Genomic DNA, 20544 nt, shown 5'->3' with positions numbered 1-20544 from the left:
GCGACGTTGCCAGCGGGACGGCGGGGACGTCAAGAAGGCGTCCATACGCTGGACCATGCAGCTCGGGCCGGCACCACTCAGCCCGTCCGGCGTTCGAGGACGAGCTCTTCGGGCGATACGGGGGTCTGGGGCGCCCCCCAGGGATGGGACGGGCCGGGTAGGGGCGGCGGGGGCGAACCGCGTTCATCAGCGGCTGCGCCGCATGCTCACCCCACCACCCGCAGCAACAACACCGCCCGAGCCGGCACCGTGACCGTCCCCCCCGCCCGATGCTCCACCCCGGGCGCCTCCGCCTGCTCCTCCATCGACGTGTCGACCACGACCTCGTACCGCGAAGCCCACGGCGGCCCCGGCAGGACAAAACTCACCGGCCGGTCCCCGGCGTGCAACACCGCGAGGAAGCTGTCGTCGACGACCGTCCCCCCGCGCGCGTCCCGCCCGGGAATGTCCCGCCCGGACAGGTACATCCCCAGCGTCCCGGCCGGCGCGTACCAGTCCCGTTCCGTCATCTCCGTGCCCCGGGGCGTGAACCACGCCAGATCCCGCAGCCCGTCCACGGAGTGCGCCCGCCCGGAGAAGAACGCCCGCCGCCGCAGCACGGGATGCTCGTGCCGCAGCGCGATCAGCCGCGAGGTCAGATCGAACAACGCCCGCCAGCCCGGATCCTCCAGCAGGCTCCAGTCGACCCAACTGATCTCGTTGTCCTGGCAGTACGCGTTGTTGCTGCCCCGCTGCGTCCGCCCGAACTCGTCCCCGGCGACCAGCATCGGCACGCCCGTCGACAGCAGCAGAGTCGTCAGCAGGTTCCTCAACTGGCGCCGCCGCAGGGCTCGTACGCGCTCCTCGCCCGTCTCCCCCTCCGCCCCGCAGTTCCACGACCGGTTGTCGTCGGTCCCGTCGCGATTGCCCTCCCCGTTGGCCTCGTTGTGCTTGCGCTCGTACGACACGAGGTCCCGGAGGGTGAAGCCGTCGTGGGCGGTCACGAAGTTCACGGACGCGTACGGCCGACGCCCGCCCCAGGCGTACAGATCACTCGATCCCGAGAGCCGGTATCCCAGATCCCGTACGTCCGGCAGCGCGCCGCGCCAGAAGTCCCGCACGGCGTTGCGGTAGCGGTCGTTCCACTCCGTCCACAGCGGCGGGAAGGCCCCGACCTGATATCCGCCCGACCCCACGTCCCAGGGCTCCGCGATCAGTTTCACCCGCCGCAGTACCGGGTCCTGGGCGATGACGGCCAGGAACGGCGACAGCATGTCGACGTCGTGCAGGGAGCGGGCCAGTGCCGAGGCCAGGTCGAAGCGGAAGCCGTCCACCCCCATCTCCGTCACCCAGTACCGCAGTGAATCCGTGATCAGCCGCAGGACGTGCGGCTGTACCACGTGCAGCGTGTTCCCGCACCCCGTGTAGTCCGCGTACCGGCGGGCGTCCGACTGGAGCCGGTAGTACCCCCGGTTGTCGATGCCGCGCAGCGACAGCATCGGGCCCAGCTCGCCCGCCTCCGCCGTGTGGTTGTAGACCACGTCGAGGATCACCTCGATGCCGGCGGCGTGCAGCGCCCGTACCATCCGCTTGAACTCGCCTACCTGCTGTCCGGTCGTCCCGGCGGCGGCGTAGGCGGCGTGTGGCGCGAAGTAACCGATCGAGTTGTAGCCCCAGTAGTTCTTCATGCCGCGTCGCAGCAGATGGTCCTCGTGTGCGAACTGGTGCACGGGAAGCAGCTCCACCGCTGTCACGCCCAGCCCGACCAGGTGTTCGATCGCGGCCGGGTGCGCCAATCCGGCGTACGTGCCTCGCAGTTCCTCGGGGATCCCCGGGTGCAGGCGGGTGAACCCCCGGACATGCAGCTCGTAGATCACCGAGTCCGCCCACGGGGTCTTCGGGCGGTGGTCGTCCGCCCAGTCGTCGTCATCGTGGACGACGACGCCCTTGGGGACGTACGGCGCCGAGTCCCGGTCGTCCCGCACGGTGTCCGCGACCTGCTGCTGGGGCCAGTCGCGCACATGTCCGTACACCTCGGGCGGCAGGCTGAAGTCCCCGTCCACGGCACGCGCGTACGGGTCGAGGAGCAGCTTCGCCGGGTTCCAGCGGGCGCCGGTCCACGGGTCCCAGCGGCCGTGCACCCGGTAGCCGTAGCGGCGGCCCGGCAGTACGCCGGGGAGGAAGCCGTGCCAGATCTCGTGGGTCAGCTCGGTGAGCGGGGCGCGTACCTCGACGCCGTCCTCGTCGAAGAGGCACAGCTCGACGGCCTCCGCCCCGCCCGCCCACAGTGCGAAGTTGGTGCCCGCGACGCCGTCGGGACCGACGCGAAAACGCGCCCCGAGCGGGGTCGGAGCTCCGGGCCACACGGGCACGGCGGGCGCCGGACGCCGCGCGCCGTTCACTAGGGGAGCGGGCAGCCCGCCGTCCGGGGCGAGCCCCTTCGACACTGCCTCCTGCTCGGCTGCGCTCGACACCTGTCAGCCTCCCGCGGCTCGGTCGACGACCCGAAAAGGAGCGTGCGGCGTCCCATGCCCCTCTTTTGGGCCCGTTCGCCTCCGTGGCTCTCCAGCCGGTGTCGAGAGGCCGACCGTGCTCAGCCCTTCGGGCCTCCGCGCGCTCGCCTTCTCGACACCGGCACGCCCCTGCGGCTCACGGGCGCGGCTCCCCATTCGCGTCGTCCTCCCCACTGTTCTGCCCACACCTTGGCTCGCACTCACGTTTCCCCGGAGGTGCACAGTCGTTGGGCCCCTCGTAGGGCATCTCCCGGGGGGCAACCCCCGGACCCCCGGCCGGAAAGAAACCGGAAGGCCACCGGCAAGACACCGGAAAGACAGAGGTTCGCGTGAAGCCGACGACATTGGGACACCGACCCCGGCGCGCAGGGGTCGCGCTGGCCGCCGTACTGACATGGGCCGCCCTGCTGGCCTCTGCCGCCGGCTGCACCTCCGACGGGCTGGACGACGTGCTCGGCAAACCCCCCGCCGCCGAGGACGTCATCCGGGTGTCTCCCGACGACAACAGCAAGGGCGTACGCCCCGACCAGGCGGTCCGGGTGCGGGTGCCCAGCGGACGGCTGGAGTCCGTTCGGGTCGTCAAGGACTTGGACGCGCAGGAGTCCGTCGTGTCCGGGCACCTCTCCGGCGACGGCCTGACCTGGCAGTCCGACGACCCCCGCCTCGCCCTGGCCGCCAAGTACATCGTGGACGTGGTGGCGCTCGACGGGTACGGACGGCGCTCGGCGCGGCACACGACCTTCACCACGTACGTCCCTGAGCAACGGTTCATCGGGTACGTCGTGCCGGAGAACCGCTCCACCGTCGGCACCGGAATGATCGTCTCGCTGGAGTTCAACCGGGAGATCGAGAACCGCGCCGCCGTCGAGCGCGCGATCCAGGTGACGTCCAGCCCCGCGGTGGAGATCCGCCCGCACTGGTTCGGCAAGGGCCGGGTCGACTTCCGGCCGCGGAAGTACTGGAAGCCGGGGACCAAGGTCACGGTCAGGCTGCGGCTGCGGGATGTCGAAGCGGCGAAGGGTGTCTACGGGTTGCAGGACAAGACCTTGTCCTTCACCGTCGGCCGCAGCCAGGTCTCGCTGGTCGACGCCGCCACGCACACCATGGAGGTACGACGCGACGGCGCCCTTCTCGACACCGTGCCGATCACCGCGGGCGCCCCCAAGACCACCACGTACAACGGGAAGATGGTCGTCACCGAGATGCTCGAGCTGACCCGGATGAACGGCGCCACGGTCGGCTTCAAGAAGCCCAACGGCAAGAGCGAGTACGACATCCCGGACGTCCCGCACGCGATGCGCCTCACCAAGTCCGGGACCTTCCTGCACGGCAGCTACTGGGCGCCCGGCGCCTTCGGCAACCGCAACATCAGCCATGGCTGCGTGGGCCTGATGGACGTGAAGGGCGGCAGCTCCGACACCCCCGCGGGCTGGTTCTTCGACCGCAGTCTCATCGGTGACGTCGTCGAGGTCGTCAACAGCATGGACAAGCAGGTCGCTCCCGACAACGGGCTCGGAGGATGGAACATGGACTGGACGCAGTGGAAAGCGGGTGGCGCGGCGAACTAGCCCGGCAAAGCACGGAGGTGGCCCGCCCCCCACATGGCTGAAGTTGGGACTGAACGGTGACAATCCCGGGGAGTCATCGCTCCTGACCATGTGATTAATTGACGCGATACGCGCGTCGGACGCGCAGGGGTGCGGGCCTGATCAGGCCGTGCGAGGGGAGAACAGACTTGAACGGGCGACCGATATCGGGGGCGTCGGTTGGCGCGCGGACACACGGCGGCGGAAGCAGCAAGGGGATCCTGGCAGTGCTGCTGGGTGTGCTGCTGCTCGCCGTGACCGCGTGCGGCGGGGGAGGGGACTCAGACTCGGGGGACGGCAAGGGCAAGAGCGGCGGCGACTCCACCAAGGCGGACACCAAGGTCTCGCAGGCCGTGGTGACCATAGCTCCGAAGGACGGCACCGACGGAGTGGCCACCAGCGGGGCCCTCAAGGTGACCGCGGCCAAGGGGAAGCTGACCGAGGTCAAGGTCGAGGACGCCAAGGGCAACGCGGTCGACGGCGAGATAACCGGCGGGGGCGCCACCTGGACGCCCTCGACCCACCTCGCCTCCGCGACCAAGTACAAGGTCCACGCGGTGGCCAAGGACTCCGACGGCCGTACGGCGGCCGAGGAGTCGGCGTTCACCACGCTGACCCCGAAGAACACCTTCGTCGGCATGTTCACGCCCGAGGACGGTTCCAAGGTCGGCGTCGGAATGCCCTTCTCGATCAACTTCACGCGGGGCATCACGCATCCCGAGGACGTCGAGAAGGCGATCAAGATCAAGACCGAGCCCGTGGTCGACGTCGAGGGCCACTGGTTCGGCAACGACCGCCTCGACTTCCGTCCTGAGGAGTACTGGAAGGCCGGTACGAAGGTGACGGTGGAGCTCAACCTCGACGGTGTCGAGGGACGGCCCGGTGTCTACGGCAACCAGGCCAAGACCGTGTCCTTCACGATCGGCCGCAGTCAGGTCTCGACCGTCGACGTCAAGACCAAGACGATGACGGTCAAGCGCGACGGCAAGACCATCAAGACCATCCCGGTGACCACCGGCAAGCCCGGCTACGACACCTGGAACGGCCGGATGGTCATCACCGATCGCCTCGAAGTGACCCGTATGAACGGTGAGACGGTCGGCTACGCCGGCGAGTACGACATCAAGGACGTGCCGCACGCCCAGCGCCTGACCACCTCGGGAACCTTCATCCACGGCAACTACTGGGGCGGCGACGCCTTCGGCAACTACAACGCCAGCCACGGCTGCATCGGCCTGAAGGACGTCCGCGGCGGCTACGACGGCAAGGTGGCCGCGGCCTGGTTCTTCAACCAGTCGATGGCCGGTGACGTGGTGGTCGTGAAGAACTCCAACGACAGGGTCGTCGACCCGGACAACGGGCTCAACGGCTGGAACATGTCCTGGGAGAAGTGGAAGGCGTAAGCGGTCCGAGCGTACGGGCCCGGTGTGTTGTGACTGAGCACACCGGGCCCGTTGTCGTTAACGCCGACTAACCTGCTCCCATGACTGTGCATCTCGAAGTGGCTGAAGGCGTCGGCACCATCCGTCTCGACCGCCCTCCCATGAACGCGCTGGACATCGCCACACAGAACCGGCTCAAGGAACTCGCCGAGGAGGCCACCCGGCGCGAGGACGTGCGCGCGGTGGTGCTGTACGGCGGGGAGAAGGTGTTCGCGGCGGGCGCGGACATCAAGGAGATGCAGGCCATGGACCACGCGGCGATGGTCGTACGGTCCCGGGCGCTGCAGGACTCCTTCACCGCCGTGGCCCGCATCCCCAAGCCGGTCGTCGCCGCCGTCACCGGATACGCGCTGGGCGGGGGCTGCGAGTTGACGCTGTGCGCCGACTTCCGCATCGCCGCCGAGAACGCGAAGCTGGGCCAGCCGGAGATCCTGCTCGGGCTGATTCCCGGCGCCGGCGGCACCCAGCGTCTCTCCCGCCTCATCGGCCCCTCCAAGGCCAAGGACCTCATCTTCACGGGCCGGATGGTGAAGGCCGACGAGGCGCTGTCCCTCGGGTTGGTGGACCGCGTCGTCCCGGCCGACGAGGTGTACGCCGAGGCGCACGCCTGGGCGGCCAGGCTCGCGCAGGGACCCGCGATCGCGCTGCGTGCCGCCAAGGAGTCGATCGACACGGGCCTGGAGACCGACCTCGAGACGGGCCTGGCGGTGGAACGGAACTGGTTCGCGGGCCTGTTCGCCACCGAGGACCGCGAGCGCGGGATGCGGAGCTTTGTGGAGGAGGGGCCGGGGAAGGCCAAGTTCCTCTGACGGAACCGGAGCCGGTGGCATAGCTCGGTCGGTGCTGCGAAACTCACTCTTCAAGTTCCGCTGATCCACTTGCAGTTGACGCGATGTCTTACCCCGCATCCCCCGAAGGGCTTGTTTATGCGAGCCTTAAGGCAACCTTAAGGCTGCCTTGTCGGGGGTGGGTGGCGATTGCCCCCAAGTGGTGAGTTGTGGCAGGTCAGATGGCCTGTATGCGGCCCCGAACTGCCGGTGGCATATGCCGATCAAATGGCGCGGAATGGGAGGTTCCGGGGGGCGTATTCCTCCGGAACGCCCCCGAAGGGCGCTCTGGGCGGCCATGATGGGGGCATGGCGGGGCTGGAGGGTATCGAACAGCCGCGGCGGCACGTAAGTGCGACCGCGGCGCGCTGGTCGCCTGCGGTCGAGGACGAACAGGCGCTCAAGGCGCTGGAGTTGTTCGGCAACCCGACGCAGGCGGAGGTACCGCTGCCGTCCCGTCCCGAGTCCGCGGCCACCGCGCGGCGGCTCGCCCAGGTCGTCGTCCTGCGCCACTGGGGACTCTCCCCGAAGATGACCGAGGACGCCGTGTTACTGGTGTCCGAGCTCGTCGGCAATGCCGTACGGCACACGGGTGCCCGCGTCTTCGGGCTCCGGATGCGCCGCCGCCGGGGCTGGATCCGCGTCGAGGTCCGCGACCCCTCCCGCGGGCTTCCCTGTCTGATGCCGGTCCAGGAGATGGACCTGAGCGGGCGGGGCCTCTTCCTCGTCGACAAGCTCTCCGACCGCTGGGGCGTCGACCTTCTGCCGCGCGGCAAGACGACCTGGTTCGAGATGCGCGTCGCCGACCGCTGAACCGCCCGCTCCCCGGAACACGAAACCCCGGCCGCAGTGCGGCCGGGGTCCCCTGAGCGCCGTGGAACGAATTGGGGTGTGAACCACGGCGCCAACGACAACCATGGCCCGGGTCAATGGGTGGAAGTCGCACCGCTGACTATGGCAGACGTCGATCACCGCCCCCAAGTCGGTACCGCCCGCCGCTGAAGAGATCCGCCGCGACCCGCAGCCTCGCCAACCGGGCCAATCGCCAGTTTTCCTCTCAATGCATCCTTAAATGGGGCGGGTGACCACGCCAGCTCGCCCCCCTCAGCCGTCCACCGGCAGAAGCGTCGCGCGTGCGATGCCGGATCGGCGTGCGGTGCCGTCCCGGCGTACGGCGCTGCGTTCGGGTGTCGCGCTCGCCGCCGGGACACTCGCCGCCGGATGTTCCGCGACCGGCGCGCTCACGCACCCGGCCCCGGCCTCCCCAGTCGCCGGCTCACCCGGCGTCGCCCCGCTCGCCGCGCCCGCACCCCGCCTCTTCGCGCGGCAGCCCGCCCAGATCACCCATGGCCCCCGCGACCGTCCCCGGGTCGCCCTCACCTTTCACGGTCAGGGTGCCCCGGCCGTCGCCAGGTCACTGCTGGGGGAGGCCGAGCGGGGCGGGGCCCGGGTCACCGTGCTCGCGGTGGGCAGCTGGCTCGACGAGCACCCGGACGTCGCCCGCCGCATCCTCGACGGTGGCCACGACCTCGGCAACCACACCCTGCGCCACCTCGACATCAACGCGATGTCCGAGGCGGACGCGGACGCGGAGATCCGGGACTGCGCCGAGCGGCTGCGTCGGCTGACCGGGTCCATCGGAACCTGGTTCCGCCCCTCCCGCACCACGCGCGCCTCCCCGCTCGTGAAACGACTGGCCCGCCGCGCGGGCTACCCGCACGTCCTGTCGTACGACGTCGACTCGCTCGACTTCACCTCGCCGGGCGCCCCCGCCGTCACCCGCAAGGTCATCGGCGAGATCCGCAACGGATCCGTGGTGAGCCTGCACTTCGGGTACGCGGACACGGTCGCCGCGCTCCCCGCCGTCCTGGAAGAACTCGGCCGCCGCGGTCTGCGCGCGGTCACCACCACGGAGCTGCTGAGCTGATGCACCGCAACCGCAACGTCATGAAGCGCGCCCTGATCGCGGGCGCCGTACTCACCCTCCTCGCGGGCTGCGGCAGCGAGTCCAAGGACCGCGAGAAGGAGGCCTTCGGCACCACCGAAGGAGCCGCCAAGCCGGCCGATTCGGTCAAGCCGGCCGTGTCGGTCAAGCCGAAGCAGCAGGCCGAGCCGAAGCCGCCGCGGGGGCTGCCCGGCATGCCGCCCGTGCTCGACCCGAAGGACGTCTACGCCGCCGACCGCCCGAACCGGCTGTCCCGGGTCGTCAAGGACTTCCCCTCCCGCGTCTACGTCCCCAACACCGAGTCCGACACCGTCTCCGTCATCGACCCGAAGACGTACAAGGTCATCAAGACGATCCCGGTCGGCGCCCAGCCCCAACACGTCGTCCCCTCCTGGGACATGAAGACGCTCTGGGTCAACAACAACAAGGGCAACACCCTCACCCCCATCGATCCGAGGACCGGCAGGGCGGGCAGGCCCGTCGGCGTGCACGACCCGTACAACCTGTACTTCACGCCCAACGGCAAGTACGCGATCGTCATGGCCTCCCGCGACCGCGAACTGGTCTTCCGGGACGCGCACACCATGAAGCGCGTCAAGACCGTGCCCGTCAGCTGCTACGGCGTCAACCACGCGGACTTCTCCCTCGACGGCCGCTACTTCATCGTGTCGTGCGAGTTCAGCGGGGAGGTGCTGAAGGTCGACACGGAGAAGATGAAGGTGATCGGGCACAAGAAGCTGCCCCTCGACGGCTCCATGCCGCAGGACGTGAAGATCTCCCCGGACGGCAAGAGGTTCTACATCGCCGACATGATGGCGGGCGGCATGTGGGTCCTGGACGGCGCCAGGTTCACCAAGCCGACCTTGCTGCGCACCGGCCGGGGCTGCCACGGCCTGTACGTCGGCCGCGACTCGCGCGAGATGTACATCTCCAACCGGGGCGAGGGCTCCGTCTCCGTCTTCGACTTCACTCGGAACAAGCTGACCAAGAAGTGGCGTCTGCCGAATGGCGGCAGCCCCGACATGGGCGGCGTATCGGCCGACGGCAAGGTGCTGTGGCTGGCGGGGCGCTACGACGCCGAGGTGTACGCCATCAACACCCGCACCGGCGCCCAGCTCGCCCGCATCCCGGTCGGCAGCGGCCCGCACGGACTGGCCGTGTACCCGCAGCCGGGCCGCTACTCGCTCGGCCACACCGGAATCTTCCGCTGACCCGAGGCCCCTGGGGAGGCCGTTGACCTGGACGCGGTGACACGCCGCCGTACGAGTGAAGATCCCCGGCCGGTCGCCGCGGAACCGAGATCGTGCTCCGCATGATCACAACTCGCCTGCGCCGACGGGCCGCCGCCACGGCCGTCTCCCTCTCGGCCGTCCTCGCCACCTCCGCCGCGACCCTTCCCGAAACCCCCGCCGCCCCGTTCGCCCGGGCCGCCGCGTCCACCTGTCCCCAGTTCGCCGACCCGGTCGAGGCCGCCGCCGACCGCCGCGTGGACGTCGACCGCATCACCCCGGACCCGGTCGTCTGGCGCAAGACCTGCGGCACGCTCTACCGCAGCGACAGTCGGGGCCCCGCCACCGTCTTCGAGCAGGGCTTCTATCCCAAGGACGTCATCAACGGGCAGTACGACGTCGAGCAGTACGTCCTGGTCAACCAGCCCTCGCCGTATGTGTCGACGACGTACGACCACGACCTGTACAAGACCTGGTACAAGTCCGGCTACAACTACTACATCGACGCGCCAGGCGGCGTCGACGTCAACAAGACCATCGGCGACACCCACAAGTGGGCCGACCAGGTCGAGGTCGCCTTCCCTGGCGGTGTCGCGCGCCAGTACATCATCGGCGTCTGCCCGGTCGACAAGAAGACCAAGACCGAGATCATGGACGACTGCGAGAGCAACCCGCACTACAAGCCCTGGCACTGACCCCCGGTGGCCGGCCCCGGCCGCGCGGCGGTCAGCAGCGCCTCCGCCCCGACCGGCAGATATCCCGCCGCCTGGAACGCCCGCAGACTGCGGGCGTTCCCCGGGGCCAGCTGGGCCCAGACCGGCTCGGTGGCCAGCTGCCGCGCCGCCGAGGCCAGTGCACGCCCCAGCCCCCGGTGCCGTACGCCCTCGTCCACCTCCACCGCGGCCTCCAGACGCCCCGCGAGGCCGCGCCCGAGAACGAGCAACCCGCCGTCGGTGGCCCAGACCCGCACGTCGTCGCGGTGGTCAAGGGCCCGCGCCACCCGGTGATGGTCCGGGTCGTCGATCTCCGTCAGCGCGAGCGGAGGCCGCCCCGCGAGGGGCGCGGCGACGGCGAGCAGGTCGATCGTGTCGTTCGAACGCCCCGTACGGTCCATGAACGCGGCGAGGAAGCGCGGGTTCATGGTCGCGGCCAGCGCGTCGCAGTCGATCCGCGCCAGCGTCTCGCGCACCCACCCCTCGTCCTCGTCCGTGAAGACGACCGAGTGCGCGGTGAAGGCGAGGACGCCGGCGTCGCGGTGGGAGTGCTGCCGTACGACCGTGGTCGCGCCGTTTGGCGGAGGGAAGACACCGCGCGCCGCCGCGACGAGAATGTCCCGCAGTGTGTCCCCCATGAGGCCCGCTCCCCCCGGTTCACAGCTGAACGCTTGAGTCTCCACCCGCTGGAAGGCCCACACTCGCAGACATGATCGACGACGGCACCGGCCTCTTCACCATCGGCGAGCTGGCCCGGGCCACCGGGCTGACCGTCCGCACCATCCGTTACTGGTCGGACGAGGGTGCCCTGCCGCCGGTGGCCCGTTCCTCGGGCGGCTACCGGCTGTACGACGGCGCGTCCGTGGCCCGCCTGGAACTGATTCGCACCCTGCGCGAACTGGGCCTCGGCCTGGACGCCGTACGCAAGGTGCTGGCCGGCGAGACGACGGTCGCGGAGGTGGCCGCCGCCCATGTGGCCGCGCTGGACGCGCAGATCCGGTCGCTGAAGCTGACCCGGGCGGTGCTGTCGACCGTGGCACGACGCGGTTCGACCGCAGAGGAGATGACGCTCATGAACAAGCTGGCACGGCTTTCGGCCGCCGAGCGTAAGCGGATCATGGAGGAGTTCGTGGAGGAGATGTTCCACGGGCTCGACACGGCGGACCCGGCGATCCGCGAGCGGATGCGGTCCACCGCCATGGATCTGCCGGAGGAGCCGACGCCCGAGCAGGTGGATGCCTGGGTGGATCTGGCCGAGCTGATCCAGGACCCGGAGTTCCGGGCGCAGATGCGGAAGGTGGCCGAGTTCAATGCGGCCGACCGCGGTCACGACACCCCCACCGGGGCGTCGATGTGGTTCGCCCGTCGCCTGATCCACTTGGCGGCGCAGGCCCGTGAGCAGGGGATCGCCCCCGAGTCGTCGGAGGCCGTCGAGATCCTGCGGGACCTGCTGGGCGACGCCGACCCGGCCGACGTACTCGAACGCCTGGAGTCGGCAGCCAACGACCGGGTCGCCCGTTACCGCGAGTTGCTGTGCGTCGTGAAGGGCCAGGGGACCCTGCCCGCGCACCGTGAGGAGTTCGCGTGGGTGGTCGCCGCGCTCCGCGCTCGACTCGCCCGTTAATCTGACCCTCGTACACATGGCAGTAGTGCATACGAAGGGGCGGATCCGGTGGCGGACATCGAGGAAGCACGCAAGGCGTTCGAGCGGATCGACGTGGACGGGGACGGGTTCATCACGGCCGCCGAGTTCAAGTCCGCTCTCGCCCAGGGCGGGGACTGGAACGTCACCGAGTCGGTCGCGGAGGCCGTGATCGCCAGCCGCGACCTCAACGGCGACAAGGTTCTGTCCTTCGACGAGTTCTGGACCCACCTGAACAAGTGACGCTCGCGATGGGGCGCCCACCGGTGATCCGGTGGGCGCCTCATCGGCGTGGGAGCCGTCCGGCCGTCGTGGCTCGGAGGGCGGTCACCTGATTGCCGTATGCCCGGAATAGCCCGGTCCGCCCTGAGGTTGACGCTGGTCATCAGCAGCGTCAACCCCGGAAGGGCCTTTCTCATGAAGATCGGCATCATCGGCGCGGGCAACATCGGCGGCAACCTCACCCGGCGGCTCACCGCCCTCGGCCATGACGTCTCCGTCGCGAACTCGCGCGGTCCGCACACCCTCACCGCGCTCGCCGAGGAAACCGGGGCGACTCCTGTCGTGGTCACGGACGCGGCGCGCGACGCCGAGGTCGTCGTGGTCACGGTCCCCCTGAAGGCGGTCCCCGGCCTGCCGTCCGGGCTGCTGGACGGAGCGGCGGAGGGGGTCGCCGTCATCGACACCGGCAACTACTACCCGCAGCAGCGTGACGGCAGGATCGCCGCGATCGAGGACGAGGGCCTCACGGAGAGCCGCTGGACGGCCCAGCAGATCGGCCACACCGTCATCAAGGCCTTCAACGGCACCTACGCCCAGGACATCCTCGACCGGCACCGTCCGGCGGGCGCCCCCGACCGGATGGCCCTCCCGGTGGCAGGCGACGACGAGGCCGCCAAGCGGGTCGTCCGTGACCTCATCGACGAACTCGGCTTCGACACCGTCGACGCGGGCGGCCTCGACGACTCCTGGCGCCAGCAGCCCGGCACCCCGGTGTACGGCCTCCAGCGGGGTCTCGAGGCGGTGACCAAGGCACTGGCGGAGGCGTCCCCGGAGCGGACGCCGGACTTCCGCGGATAGCCGCTCTCCCGATTCGGCTCGGTGAAGGCATACGTGCCGTCGCTGCTGACCGCAGTGACTGTCCCACCCATGCGGCGAAGCGTATGGGTGGGACCCTTTCCGCAGGTCGGCGTGGGTTCTCTTATGTCTGCGCGGCCGTACTGGGGTCGGGATCGATGTCGCCGTCGATCGTGTCGGCCTCGTCCTTCGTCAGTTCCGGACGCGTCGGCCCCGAGGTGATCTGCTGGTCGCGGCGCAGGTCGCGCAGCCGGGTGAGCAGGTCCTGCATGGTGGACATCGGCAGTGCCTGGACGAGCGCCGAGATGTCGCCGCCGCCGATGTACTCCGGGACGTCGAACTTGGCGAATTCCCTCACGATGCGGATCATCGACACGTTGTCCGGCCCCATCAGCTCCACCTCCGCCTTGAGTTCGAGGGCGACACGCCGGGATTCCTGCCGTGCCCGGTACTCGTCGATGAGGTCCTCCAGCCTGGCGTTCTCCAGGCTCACCCCGAGGCTTTCGCCGCGCATCTCCTCGAAGAACTTCTCCTTGAGGCGTTCGTGCAGGACCGGATCCGTGGGCGTGAACCGTCCGAGGACGGTGCCCAGCATCCCCAACTGCCAGCCCTCCAGGGAGTGCAGGAGCCGGTCGGTGAGTTCCTTGCGGACGTCCTGGTAACTGGCGAGGAAATCCAGAACCGAACTCGTCATGGCGATCTCGGCGAAGTACCCGGCGACGGTGGCGCCCAGGACGTCCCGGACGAACCGCTTCATAGGGGCCCGGTCGTCCACCAGGCCGCCGAGTCCGGAGGTGCGCTCATTGCCGAACTGGCTGACCAGCTGCGATGCCACATGAGGCGGAATCTGCAGGTTCTGCGAGAGCGTCACCGCCAGGTCGAAGCCCTGGACGTTGACGACGATCTGCCCGAGGTCCGCGTCGTAGTTGTCGGCCTCGGAGTCCTCCTTGTTGTGCCAGGTGAGGATCAGCACCCGGGTCGGGATCAGCATCACGCGGACGAACCAGGGGTTGAGCGCGTACGTGGTTCCCTGGCCCAGCGTTTCCTCCTGAATGCCCCGCTGCCCTCCGCTCGCCAGAAAAACCCAGGGCAGGCGGAAGCTGCTGTGTTTCGCCACCCGCGAGGCCACCGCACCGGCGGCGTCGTCGAGGGGTTCCGCTCCGTCCAGCGTGACGACCACTCCGGTGTAGCCCTCGTTGATGGCGATCTCCCGGAGGTGGGCCTCCGTCAGTCCCTCGCGCGAGGCGGCTGCGCTGTCGACGTTGTCGACCGTGACGACGTCGAACAGCTCCGGGTTGATGTCGTAGTAGGTTCCGCCGCCCAGGATCGCCAGCTGTTTGCCCTGCTCGCCGCCGCCGGACAGAAACGCCTGGCCGTCCTGGAAGCTGTTGCACTCGACATGGCGTCCGAACCGCTGGTCCGGAGGCCGCACGGCGCCCTCCCTCGCCTGGACCAGGCCGACCGTGCCCGGCGGCACGTAGGTGCGCGGCACCATCTCGACGCTGAACAGCCGGGTGTTGACGTAGTACGACTGGCCACCGGTCAGAGTCGTCACCTGGACGCCCTGCTCGCCGCCGCCGAGCAGGAATGCCTGGCCGTCCTGGAAGCTGTTGCACTCGACGTGGCGGCCCAGCGTACGACCGCCGGTCCGGGTGCGGCCCTCGGTGGCCGAGACCAGACCGACCATGCCCGCCGGAACGTGCACCCTGGGCACGTACTCCACCGTGTGCAGAACCGGCGTGAGCCAGTGGAAGCCGCCGGGGAGCAGGGTGCGGGCGTACACCCCTCGGGCGGTGGCCGGGTTGATCTGCTTGAACGCGGTATCGGGGTGCGTGGGTCCGTACTGGCGGGTGACGATGCCGACACGGTCGGCGGGCACCACCACACGCCCCTTCCAGCCGAACCAGGCGGCTCCGAGCAGGATCAAGAGCAGTAACACGATCACCATGGGCGGGCCTTTCCCTCGCGCAACCGTGCATGGACCGCCAGCACGGTGGAACTCCAACGGTCGTACCAGTCCGGGTCGTTCTCGTGGCCCGGGTCACGCAGCGTGGGGAAGAACCCGGATCGTCTGCCAGGTCCGGCCCGCTGTGCGAAGTCGCGGTAGAGCCGGGGCACGGCGGCCTCGGCGGTGTCACGCCAGCCCAGCGCGGCGCCCACCTCGGGGAAGCGCGGGCCGCGCCGTCCCGAGGCGGGTACCGTCGCGAGTTGCCGGTCGAATCCCTGCCGTCCCCGGGAGCGGCCGGCCCACAGTGCGTCGATGCCCGCCAGCAGCTCCAGCGGCACCTTGGCGGCATGCCGTGCGCTCAGCCAGCCCTCGGTGAGCCGGCCGGCCGCCTCCAGGACGAGCCGGGTGGTCAGCAGGTCGGCGTGCTCGTACTCGTCCTCGGCGAGGCGGGCGCGCAGTCGCTCGAGTCCGGCCGGGGCCGACAGTCGCCCCACGGGAACCGTCGGGCCGCCGCCCGGCGTCCGGCGTGCCTCGGGGAGACCGGCCGGGCGTCCCTGGGCCACGTCCTGGTGCAGCAGACGCAGCAGCTCGAGCTCCGCCTCGTCGAGCAGGTCTCCGTCGCGGGCGTCCACGTGCCAGTTGGCGGCCAGGTGATAGTTGACCTCGCCGTCCAGGAGGAGGGGGACGAAGGGCCGTCCGTGGACCTGGCCCTCCAGGATCATCCGGGTGACGTCGTCGGAGTCCTGCGCCTCGGGGGTCATCACCACGACGATCGCCACGGCGTACCGGAGCTGCTGCCTGATCGTCCAGAAGTGGGCGTCTCCGGGCCGCAGATCGCTCGTCGACCAGACCGGCAGCCGGGCCGCGCGCAGCTGTTCGGTCAGCTGCCGGCCGTACTCGGCGTCGGCCGGGGCGTAGCACACGACGAACGCGGGTTCCTCCGGCGCGGTGACCGGCCGGAGCGGGGAACGGTGGGTGGCGGTGACGTTCTCCGGGGCCGGTGTGCCGCCGGTGGGGGCGGGGCGGCCCGCGATGACGGCCGCGAGTTCGGCGACCTTGTCCGTGAACTCCGTGCCGGTCGCGTCGCTGAAGTCCCGCCAGACGCGGTGAGCGGCGAACGGCGGCACGGCCACGTGTCCGAGCAGCACCGGTATGAATCGAAAGCCGTTGTCGGCCGCGGCGGTGGCCAGCACCGCGTACTCGTCCATGGCGCGTACGTCGCGCAGGGACGCCGGGCTGATCACGGCGATCCCGTTGGTGGAGGCGAGCAGGGCGCGCTCCACCTGGTGGATCACCACCTGGCCCGACTCGATGCACCACTGGTCGAAGAACGGCTTCAGCCCATGGCCCTTGAGGTGTTCGGCCAGCGTCGTGGTCCACGCCGCGTCGTCGGCGGCGTAGGAGAGGAACACATCGCTGTGGGAGCGGGACGCATCGCTGCGGGAGGGGGACACATCGTTCAACCGCTGGGACCTCCTGGGCGCGCGGCAGGACCGAGCCGTCGGCTGCGGGGCGACCAAGGTAAGGGCGGAATGCCCTGCTCCGCCCTGCCTTCACGCAATCGGCACTCCTTCGTGTGCACGGCCGATCAGGAGGGGGCTCCGGCGGCCAGGACCGCTGCTCGGGCAGGCACCACCGGCAGTCGCCAAGGCCGGGTCACCATCACCTCGGGCGCCCGTCGTCCGGCGGCCGCCTGTGCGCGATCGCGGCCAGGCGGGCGATTTCCTCGTCGTACCGCGCGGTGCCGGGCTCGCTCAGGTCCACCGGCCGGCGGATGGCGGCGAACCGGGGGAGGCCGACCTGCTCGGCCCGCTCGATCTGCGCCGGTACGAACCGGAAGTCGCCCTCGTACGCGCGCTCGAGGATCGCCGCGTACTCGTCCCTGATCCGCGGTTCGGCCATCGCCCCGCGGCCGAACAGCAGCACACCCAACGCCGCGCCCGTCAGCGCCCGCTCGGTCTCCAGCAGCGGGATCAGCCCCGGCTCGACCCAACGCACCAGGAACACCGACGTGTCCGCCGCGCGCAGCCCCTCCGCGAGCCGCCGCGCCGCATCGGCCTCCGCGTCCGCGTACGACACGAACACGTCGTACGTGTCCTGTCCGGCGGGCTGATGGTCCGCCGGTTCCGCCACGGGGTCGTCGGTGCGGCGACGACGGATCACGTGCCGCACCCCGAGGTAGCCGAAGTACGTGGATGCCACCGTGGCGATCAGGCCGACGAGCGCGACAGCCAGGTTGATCCGGTCCATGACCATGGCCGGCAGTCTAGGGCAATTGATCGCAAATAAGGGTGGGTTGATGTTCTGTGAGCGGTCGGTGGTCGCTGCCAGTGAGCACCGGAGTGCCTTGTCCTCCCTCGTGGTCCACCGCACGGTGGCGCGTTTACGCCTGGGCGGCTTCACGCCACGTTCATCCCCTGTGCTGGGCATCGACCTTCCCGAACGATCAAGGCGCCGACTGCGTGGGGCCGGTGGCCCCACGCTTCCGTGTGTGATGGGGAGGAACTCTGTGAGGAACAGACGGTTGCGTCGTGCCCTGGCCGCGGGAGTCGTGGCCGCGGCCACCGGCTCCGCGCTGCTGACCGGCCCGGCCTGGGCGGACGACGCCGTGGCCGGCCAGGAGTCGGAATTGCCAATTCCGGTCGCGCCCGCGATGACGCAGGGACTGGACACGAAGGCCCGGCAGGGCACACCCGCCCAAGCCGCTCGCGCACAACTGAAGGATCATCAGGACACCTACAAGGTGCCCACCTCGGATCTGAAGACGCTCAAGACCACCAAGGACGGCGGCCAGTCGGCGGTCCGTTTCCAGCAACAGCACGACGGCGTCCCGGTGTTCGGCGCCGAATACGCGGTCCAGACCGAGGCTTCCGGTGACGGTGACGGTGACGGCCAGCAGGTCACCTCCGCCACCGGCACCCTCTACACCGACCTCACGGTCTCCACGACCCCGAAGGTGACCGAGGCGACCGCACAGAAGCGCCTGTTCGTGTTGGACCGCACCCTCTCCGCGGTCGAGGGCGCCCGGACCACCGCGCACGGCCTGACCGTGCTGCCCGACTCCCAGGGCGGCCGCCTCACCTGGCACTTCACCGTCACAGGAGCCAGGAAGGACGGCAGCCCGGTCCGGCAGGAGTCCTACGTCGACGCCCGCGTGGGCGGTATCGCCCTCTCCTACAACAACATCGACGCTGCCGACGCCGCGCCCGCCACGGCGACCGGCGTCCGCGTCGACGGCAGCGAGGTGCAGCTGGACGCGGACCGGCAGACGGACGGCTCGTACGCGCTGGTCGACTCCACCCGCGACATGTACGCCACGACCGGCGGCCAGATACGCACCTACGACGCGCTGCGCAAGAGCTACAGCCTCGTCGCGTACGGCCCGGTCACCGAGGATGTACCTGTGGTCACGTCCTCGACCGGCCGCTTCGACGGTGCCCACACCACCTCCGGCGCGGTCGACGCGCACGTCAACGCCGCCAAGGTCTACGAGTTCTACAAGAACGAGATCGGCCGCGACGGCATCGACGGCAAGGGCGGCACGATCTACTCCGTCGTGAACGTCGCCAGCAACGGCAAGGACTACGCCAACGCCTTCTGGGACGGCACCAAGATGGTGTACGGCCACATGGGCGGCGTGCCCCTGTCGGTGAGCCTCGACGTGGTCGGCCACGAGATGACCCACGGTGTCACCGAACACAGCGCCGGGCTCGTCTACCTGAACCAGTCGGGTGCCCTGAACGAGGCGATATCCGACTACATGGGCAACGCCATGGAGACCGCCGACAAGGGCATCGCCATGGACGACCCGACCTCCGGCCTCGTCGGCGAGTACCTCTGCAACGGCACGGGGACCCTTGAGGACTGCGCGCTGCGCGACCTCAACGACGGCCGCAACGCCCAGACCGACTACGAGCCGATCACGCTCGACATCGACAACGGCGGCGTGCACTACAACTCCACCATCGTCGGTGGCGCCCTGTGGGACATGCGCAAGAACATCGACACCGAGCTCGCCGACCAGATCGTCTACCGGGCCGCACAGAACTACCTCACCCCGCTGTCCGGCTTCACCGACATGCGCAACGCCGTCACCCTCGCCGCCAAGTCCCTCAAGGTCTCCAAGGCCGACCTGGCCGCCATCGGCAAGGCCTTCGACGACCACGGCATCGAGAAGGGCTGGGAGTCCAAGGGCGGCACCCACGACGGCACCACCCTCGCCGGTGACGTGCTGCCCGCCTACGAGGTGTACAGCGGCTCGGTGGACGAGCAGGCCGCGCAGATCAACGGCGACGTGTACGCCATCGGCCGCGGTGACGCGATCGCCTGGGACCAGGGCTCCGCCGCCTTCGGCATCACTGTCGGCCGCTTCAGCAAGCAGCACGGTGGGTCCGGCCACGAACTCGCCGAGGAAGACGCCTACTTGCTGGACCCCTCGCTCGACGACGACCGGATCGTCTTCACCCGCATCAGCGCCGACGGCATCGGCGTCTACCGGGCCGGCGACAAGGGCCAGGGCGCGATCAAGAAGCTGGCGGACACCGTGGACGCCGACGAGACCGAGCCGGTCACCGAGGACGGCGCGCTCGCGTACATCAGCACCACGGCCGACGGCGAGCAGGACGTCATGCTCCGCGGGGCCGACGGTACGACGGTGAACCTCACGCCGGACTCCGGCACCAAGGCGTCCCACCTCGCCATGAAGAACGGCACGCTCGCCTGGGCCGGCGGCGACGGGACGTACCTCTACCTCTACGACATCGCCTCCGGCACCACGCAGAACAAGCGGATCACCGGCTTCCTGTTCAACTCCCTCTCCGACATCCAGCTCACCTCGGACCGCGTCTACTACCGCGTCACCGGCAGCTTCCTGATCCCGAGCACCACGATCGGCTCGACCCCGGTCTCCGACGTGACCCAGATGAAGAACCTGAAGTTCCCGACGAGCCTGTACGTCGCCCAGTTCTCCGTGACCGACGACTACCTCGCGTACTCCACGTACGACATCTGGGGCGCGCTCGGCAGCTGGACCGGGCCGGACAAGCTCAAGGTCACGGTCTCCACGACCGCGGACGCGCTGGCCGGCCTGAACGCCTTCAGCCGCGTCTCCTGCTCCTCCGGCGCCCAGCTCGCCCCGTCCCTCGGCGACGGGCAGCGCATCGCCTGGCTGGACACCACGGCGGCCGCGACCGACGTGGTGACCCGCGAGACGTTCGCCGGCACCTGCGCGTAACCGCCCGCCCCGGACCGCGCCCCTCGCTCTTCGAGGGGCGCGGTCCGGTCGCCGGACGCCCCGCCGGACCTGCTCATCCGACCGGGCGGCTCCGTACGAGAGCCTCCGCGTGGAGGCCGCACTGGCGAATCTCGCCGGCTGCGACGGTGCCGCCTTGGCTTAGACCGACCGGCAATTGGAGGGTGGGGGAAGGAGCGGGGTCTGGTGCGTGCAGCTGCAAGGCGGAGGAGGGAGTGATGGCGGAGCCATCGCGACCGACGACAACGCGGCAGATGTGCGTGCCAGACCCCGCGACGCCGCCCTCCAATTGCCGGTCGGTCTTACGCGCAGGACATCCACCGCCATGAGGTCATTGCCGACTGACTGGCATCCACGACAACCCCTGAGCGCCGGCGGGCGTCGCGTCTGAA

The 20544-nt window shown here is 69.8% G+C and carries 16 protein-coding genes; 11 read left to right on the top strand and 5 right to left on the bottom strand.

Annotated elements, in window-relative coordinates:
- Positions 1–206: 206 nt before the first annotated feature.
- On the bottom strand, positions 207–2453 hold the full coding sequence (glgX, locus tag AB0D57_RS35680; RefSeq protein ID WP_362082983.1) for a glycogen debranching protein GlgX: 2247 nt from the start codon (positions 2451–2453) through the stop codon (positions 207–209).
- Positions 2454–2821: 368 nt separating this feature from the next.
- Here glgX and AB0D57_RS35675 point away from each other — a divergent pair, with 368 nt between their 5' ends.
- The 7 genes from AB0D57_RS35675 to AB0D57_RS35645 all read left to right on the top strand — a co-directional run bounded on the left by AB0D57_RS35675 (position 2822) and on the right by AB0D57_RS35645 (position 10216).
- Positions 2822–4060 (top strand): Ig-like domain-containing protein, encoded by a 1239-nt coding sequence (locus AB0D57_RS35675; protein WP_362082980.1) that lies wholly within the window; start codon positions 2822–2824, stop codon positions 4058–4060.
- 167 nt (positions 4061–4227) lie between these two features.
- Entirely contained in the window at positions 4228–5481 is a 1254-nt protein-coding gene (locus AB0D57_RS35670; protein WP_362082977.1) for an Ig-like domain-containing protein, read from the top strand.
- An 80-nt stretch (positions 5482–5561) separates the two neighbouring features.
- Entirely contained in the window at positions 5562–6329 is a 768-nt protein-coding gene (locus AB0D57_RS35665; protein WP_362082974.1) for an enoyl-CoA hydratase-related protein, read from the top strand.
- A gap of 222 nt (positions 6330–6551) precedes the next feature.
- Positions 6552–7160, top strand: coding sequence for an ATP-binding protein (locus AB0D57_RS35660; RefSeq protein WP_362083007.1), 609 nt, complete (start codon positions 6552–6554; stop codon positions 7158–7160).
- Positions 7161–7485: 325 nt separating this feature from the next.
- Complete coding sequence (locus AB0D57_RS35655) at positions 7486–8274, top strand: polysaccharide deacetylase family protein (RefSeq protein WP_362082971.1); 789 nt, start codon at positions 7486–7488, stop codon at positions 8272–8274.
- On the top strand, positions 8274–9503 hold the full coding sequence (locus AB0D57_RS35650) for a YncE family protein (RefSeq protein WP_362082968.1): 1230 nt from the start codon (positions 8274–8276) through the stop codon (positions 9501–9503). The genes AB0D57_RS35655 and AB0D57_RS35650 overlap by 1 nt, the downstream gene beginning before the upstream one ends.
- Positions 9504–9604: 101 nt before the next feature.
- On the top strand, positions 9605–10216 hold the full coding sequence (locus tag AB0D57_RS35645) for an ADP-ribosyltransferase (RefSeq protein ID WP_362082965.1): 612 nt from the start codon (positions 9605–9607) through the stop codon (positions 10214–10216).
- On the opposite strand, the gene AB0D57_RS35640 is transcribed toward AB0D57_RS35645, so the two are convergent.
- Positions 10198–10872, bottom strand: a complete 675-nt coding sequence (locus AB0D57_RS35640; protein ID WP_362082962.1) for a GNAT family N-acetyltransferase — start codon at positions 10870–10872, stop codon at positions 10198–10200. The genes AB0D57_RS35645 and AB0D57_RS35640 overlap by 19 nt on opposite strands.
- A 71-nt stretch (positions 10873–10943) precedes the next feature.
- Between AB0D57_RS35640 and AB0D57_RS35635 the strand changes: the two genes are divergently transcribed.
- From AB0D57_RS35635 to AB0D57_RS35625, 3 genes are all read left to right on the top strand, one after another.
- Entirely contained in the window at positions 10944–11858 is a 915-nt protein-coding gene (locus AB0D57_RS35635; RefSeq protein ID WP_362082959.1) for a MerR family transcriptional regulator, read from the top strand.
- Between the two features lie 48 nt (positions 11859–11906).
- On the top strand, positions 11907–12119 hold the full coding sequence (locus AB0D57_RS35630; protein WP_362082956.1) for an EF-hand domain-containing protein: 213 nt from the start codon (positions 11907–11909) through the stop codon (positions 12117–12119).
- Positions 12120–12293: 174 nt separating this feature from the next.
- A complete protein-coding gene (locus AB0D57_RS35625; RefSeq protein ID WP_362082953.1) occupies positions 12294–12956 on the top strand; it encodes an NAD(P)-binding domain-containing protein in 663 nt (220 codons plus the stop codon).
- Positions 12957–13077: 121 nt separating this feature from the next.
- Here the strand turns inward: AB0D57_RS35625 and AB0D57_RS35620 are convergent, their stop codons facing one another.
- The 3 genes from AB0D57_RS35620 to AB0D57_RS35610 all read right to left on the bottom strand — a co-directional run bounded on the left by AB0D57_RS35620 (position 13078) and on the right by AB0D57_RS35610 (position 17157).
- Positions 13078–14901: an SPFH domain-containing protein gene (locus tag AB0D57_RS35620; RefSeq protein WP_362082950.1), complete on the bottom strand. Its 1824-nt coding sequence runs from the start codon at positions 14899–14901 to the stop codon at positions 13078–13080.
- Positions 14895–16355, bottom strand: a complete 1461-nt coding sequence (locus AB0D57_RS35615) for a TIR domain-containing protein (RefSeq protein ID WP_362083004.1) — start codon at positions 16353–16355, stop codon at positions 14895–14897. The genes AB0D57_RS35620 and AB0D57_RS35615 overlap by 7 nt, the downstream gene beginning before the upstream one ends.
- Before the next feature lie 208 nt (positions 16356–16563).
- Positions 16564–17157, bottom strand: coding sequence for a TIR domain-containing protein (locus AB0D57_RS35610; RefSeq protein ID WP_362082947.1), 594 nt, complete (start codon positions 17155–17157; stop codon positions 16564–16566).
- Between the two features lie 253 nt (positions 17158–17410).
- On the opposite strand from AB0D57_RS35610, the gene AB0D57_RS35605 reads away from it, so the two are divergent.
- Positions 17411–20134 carry a M4 family metallopeptidase gene (locus tag AB0D57_RS35605; RefSeq protein WP_362082944.1) on the top strand — a complete coding sequence of 908 codons (2724 nt, stop codon included), beginning with the start codon at positions 17411–17413 and terminating at the stop codon, positions 20132–20134.
- Positions 20135–20544 lie beyond the last annotated feature (410 nt).

It is taken from the genome of Streptomyces sp. NPDC048275 (assembly GCF_040652275.1).
Classification (GTDB): domain Bacteria; phylum Actinomycetota; class Actinomycetes; order Streptomycetales; family Streptomycetaceae; genus Streptomyces.
This window is presented reverse-complemented; position numbering and strand designations above follow the sequence as displayed.

Bases quoted from the DNA above. Each gene is read 5' to 3' on its own strand.
- AB0D57_RS35665 (WP_362082974.1), top strand. From the start codon at position 5,562: ATGACTGTGCATCTCGAAGTGGCTGAAGGCGTCGGCACCATCCGTCTC.
- AB0D57_RS35655 (WP_362082971.1), top strand. From the start codon at position 7,486: ATGCCGGATCGGCGTGCGGTGCCGTCCCGGCGTACGGCGCTGCGTTCG.
- AB0D57_RS35650 (WP_362082968.1), top strand. From the start codon at position 8,274: ATGCACCGCAACCGCAACGTCATGAAGCGCGCCCTGATCGCGGGCGCC.
- AB0D57_RS35645 (WP_362082965.1), top strand. From the start codon at position 9,605: ATGATCACAACTCGCCTGCGCCGACGGGCCGCCGCCACGGCCGTCTCC.
- AB0D57_RS35640 (WP_362082962.1), bottom strand. From the start codon at position 10,872: ATGGGGGACACACTGCGGGACATTCTCGTCGCGGCGGCGCGCGGTGTC.
- AB0D57_RS35635 (WP_362082959.1), top strand. From the start codon at position 10,944: ATGATCGACGACGGCACCGGCCTCTTCACCATCGGCGAGCTGGCCCGG.
- AB0D57_RS35625 (WP_362082953.1), top strand. From the start codon at position 12,294: ATGAAGATCGGCATCATCGGCGCGGGCAACATCGGCGGCAACCTCACC.
- AB0D57_RS35620 (WP_362082950.1), bottom strand. From the start codon at position 14,901: ATGGTGATCGTGTTACTGCTCTTGATCCTGCTCGGAGCCGCCTGGTTC.
- AB0D57_RS35610 (WP_362082947.1), bottom strand. From the start codon at position 17,157: ATGGTCATGGACCGGATCAACCTGGCTGTCGCGCTCGTCGGCCTGATC.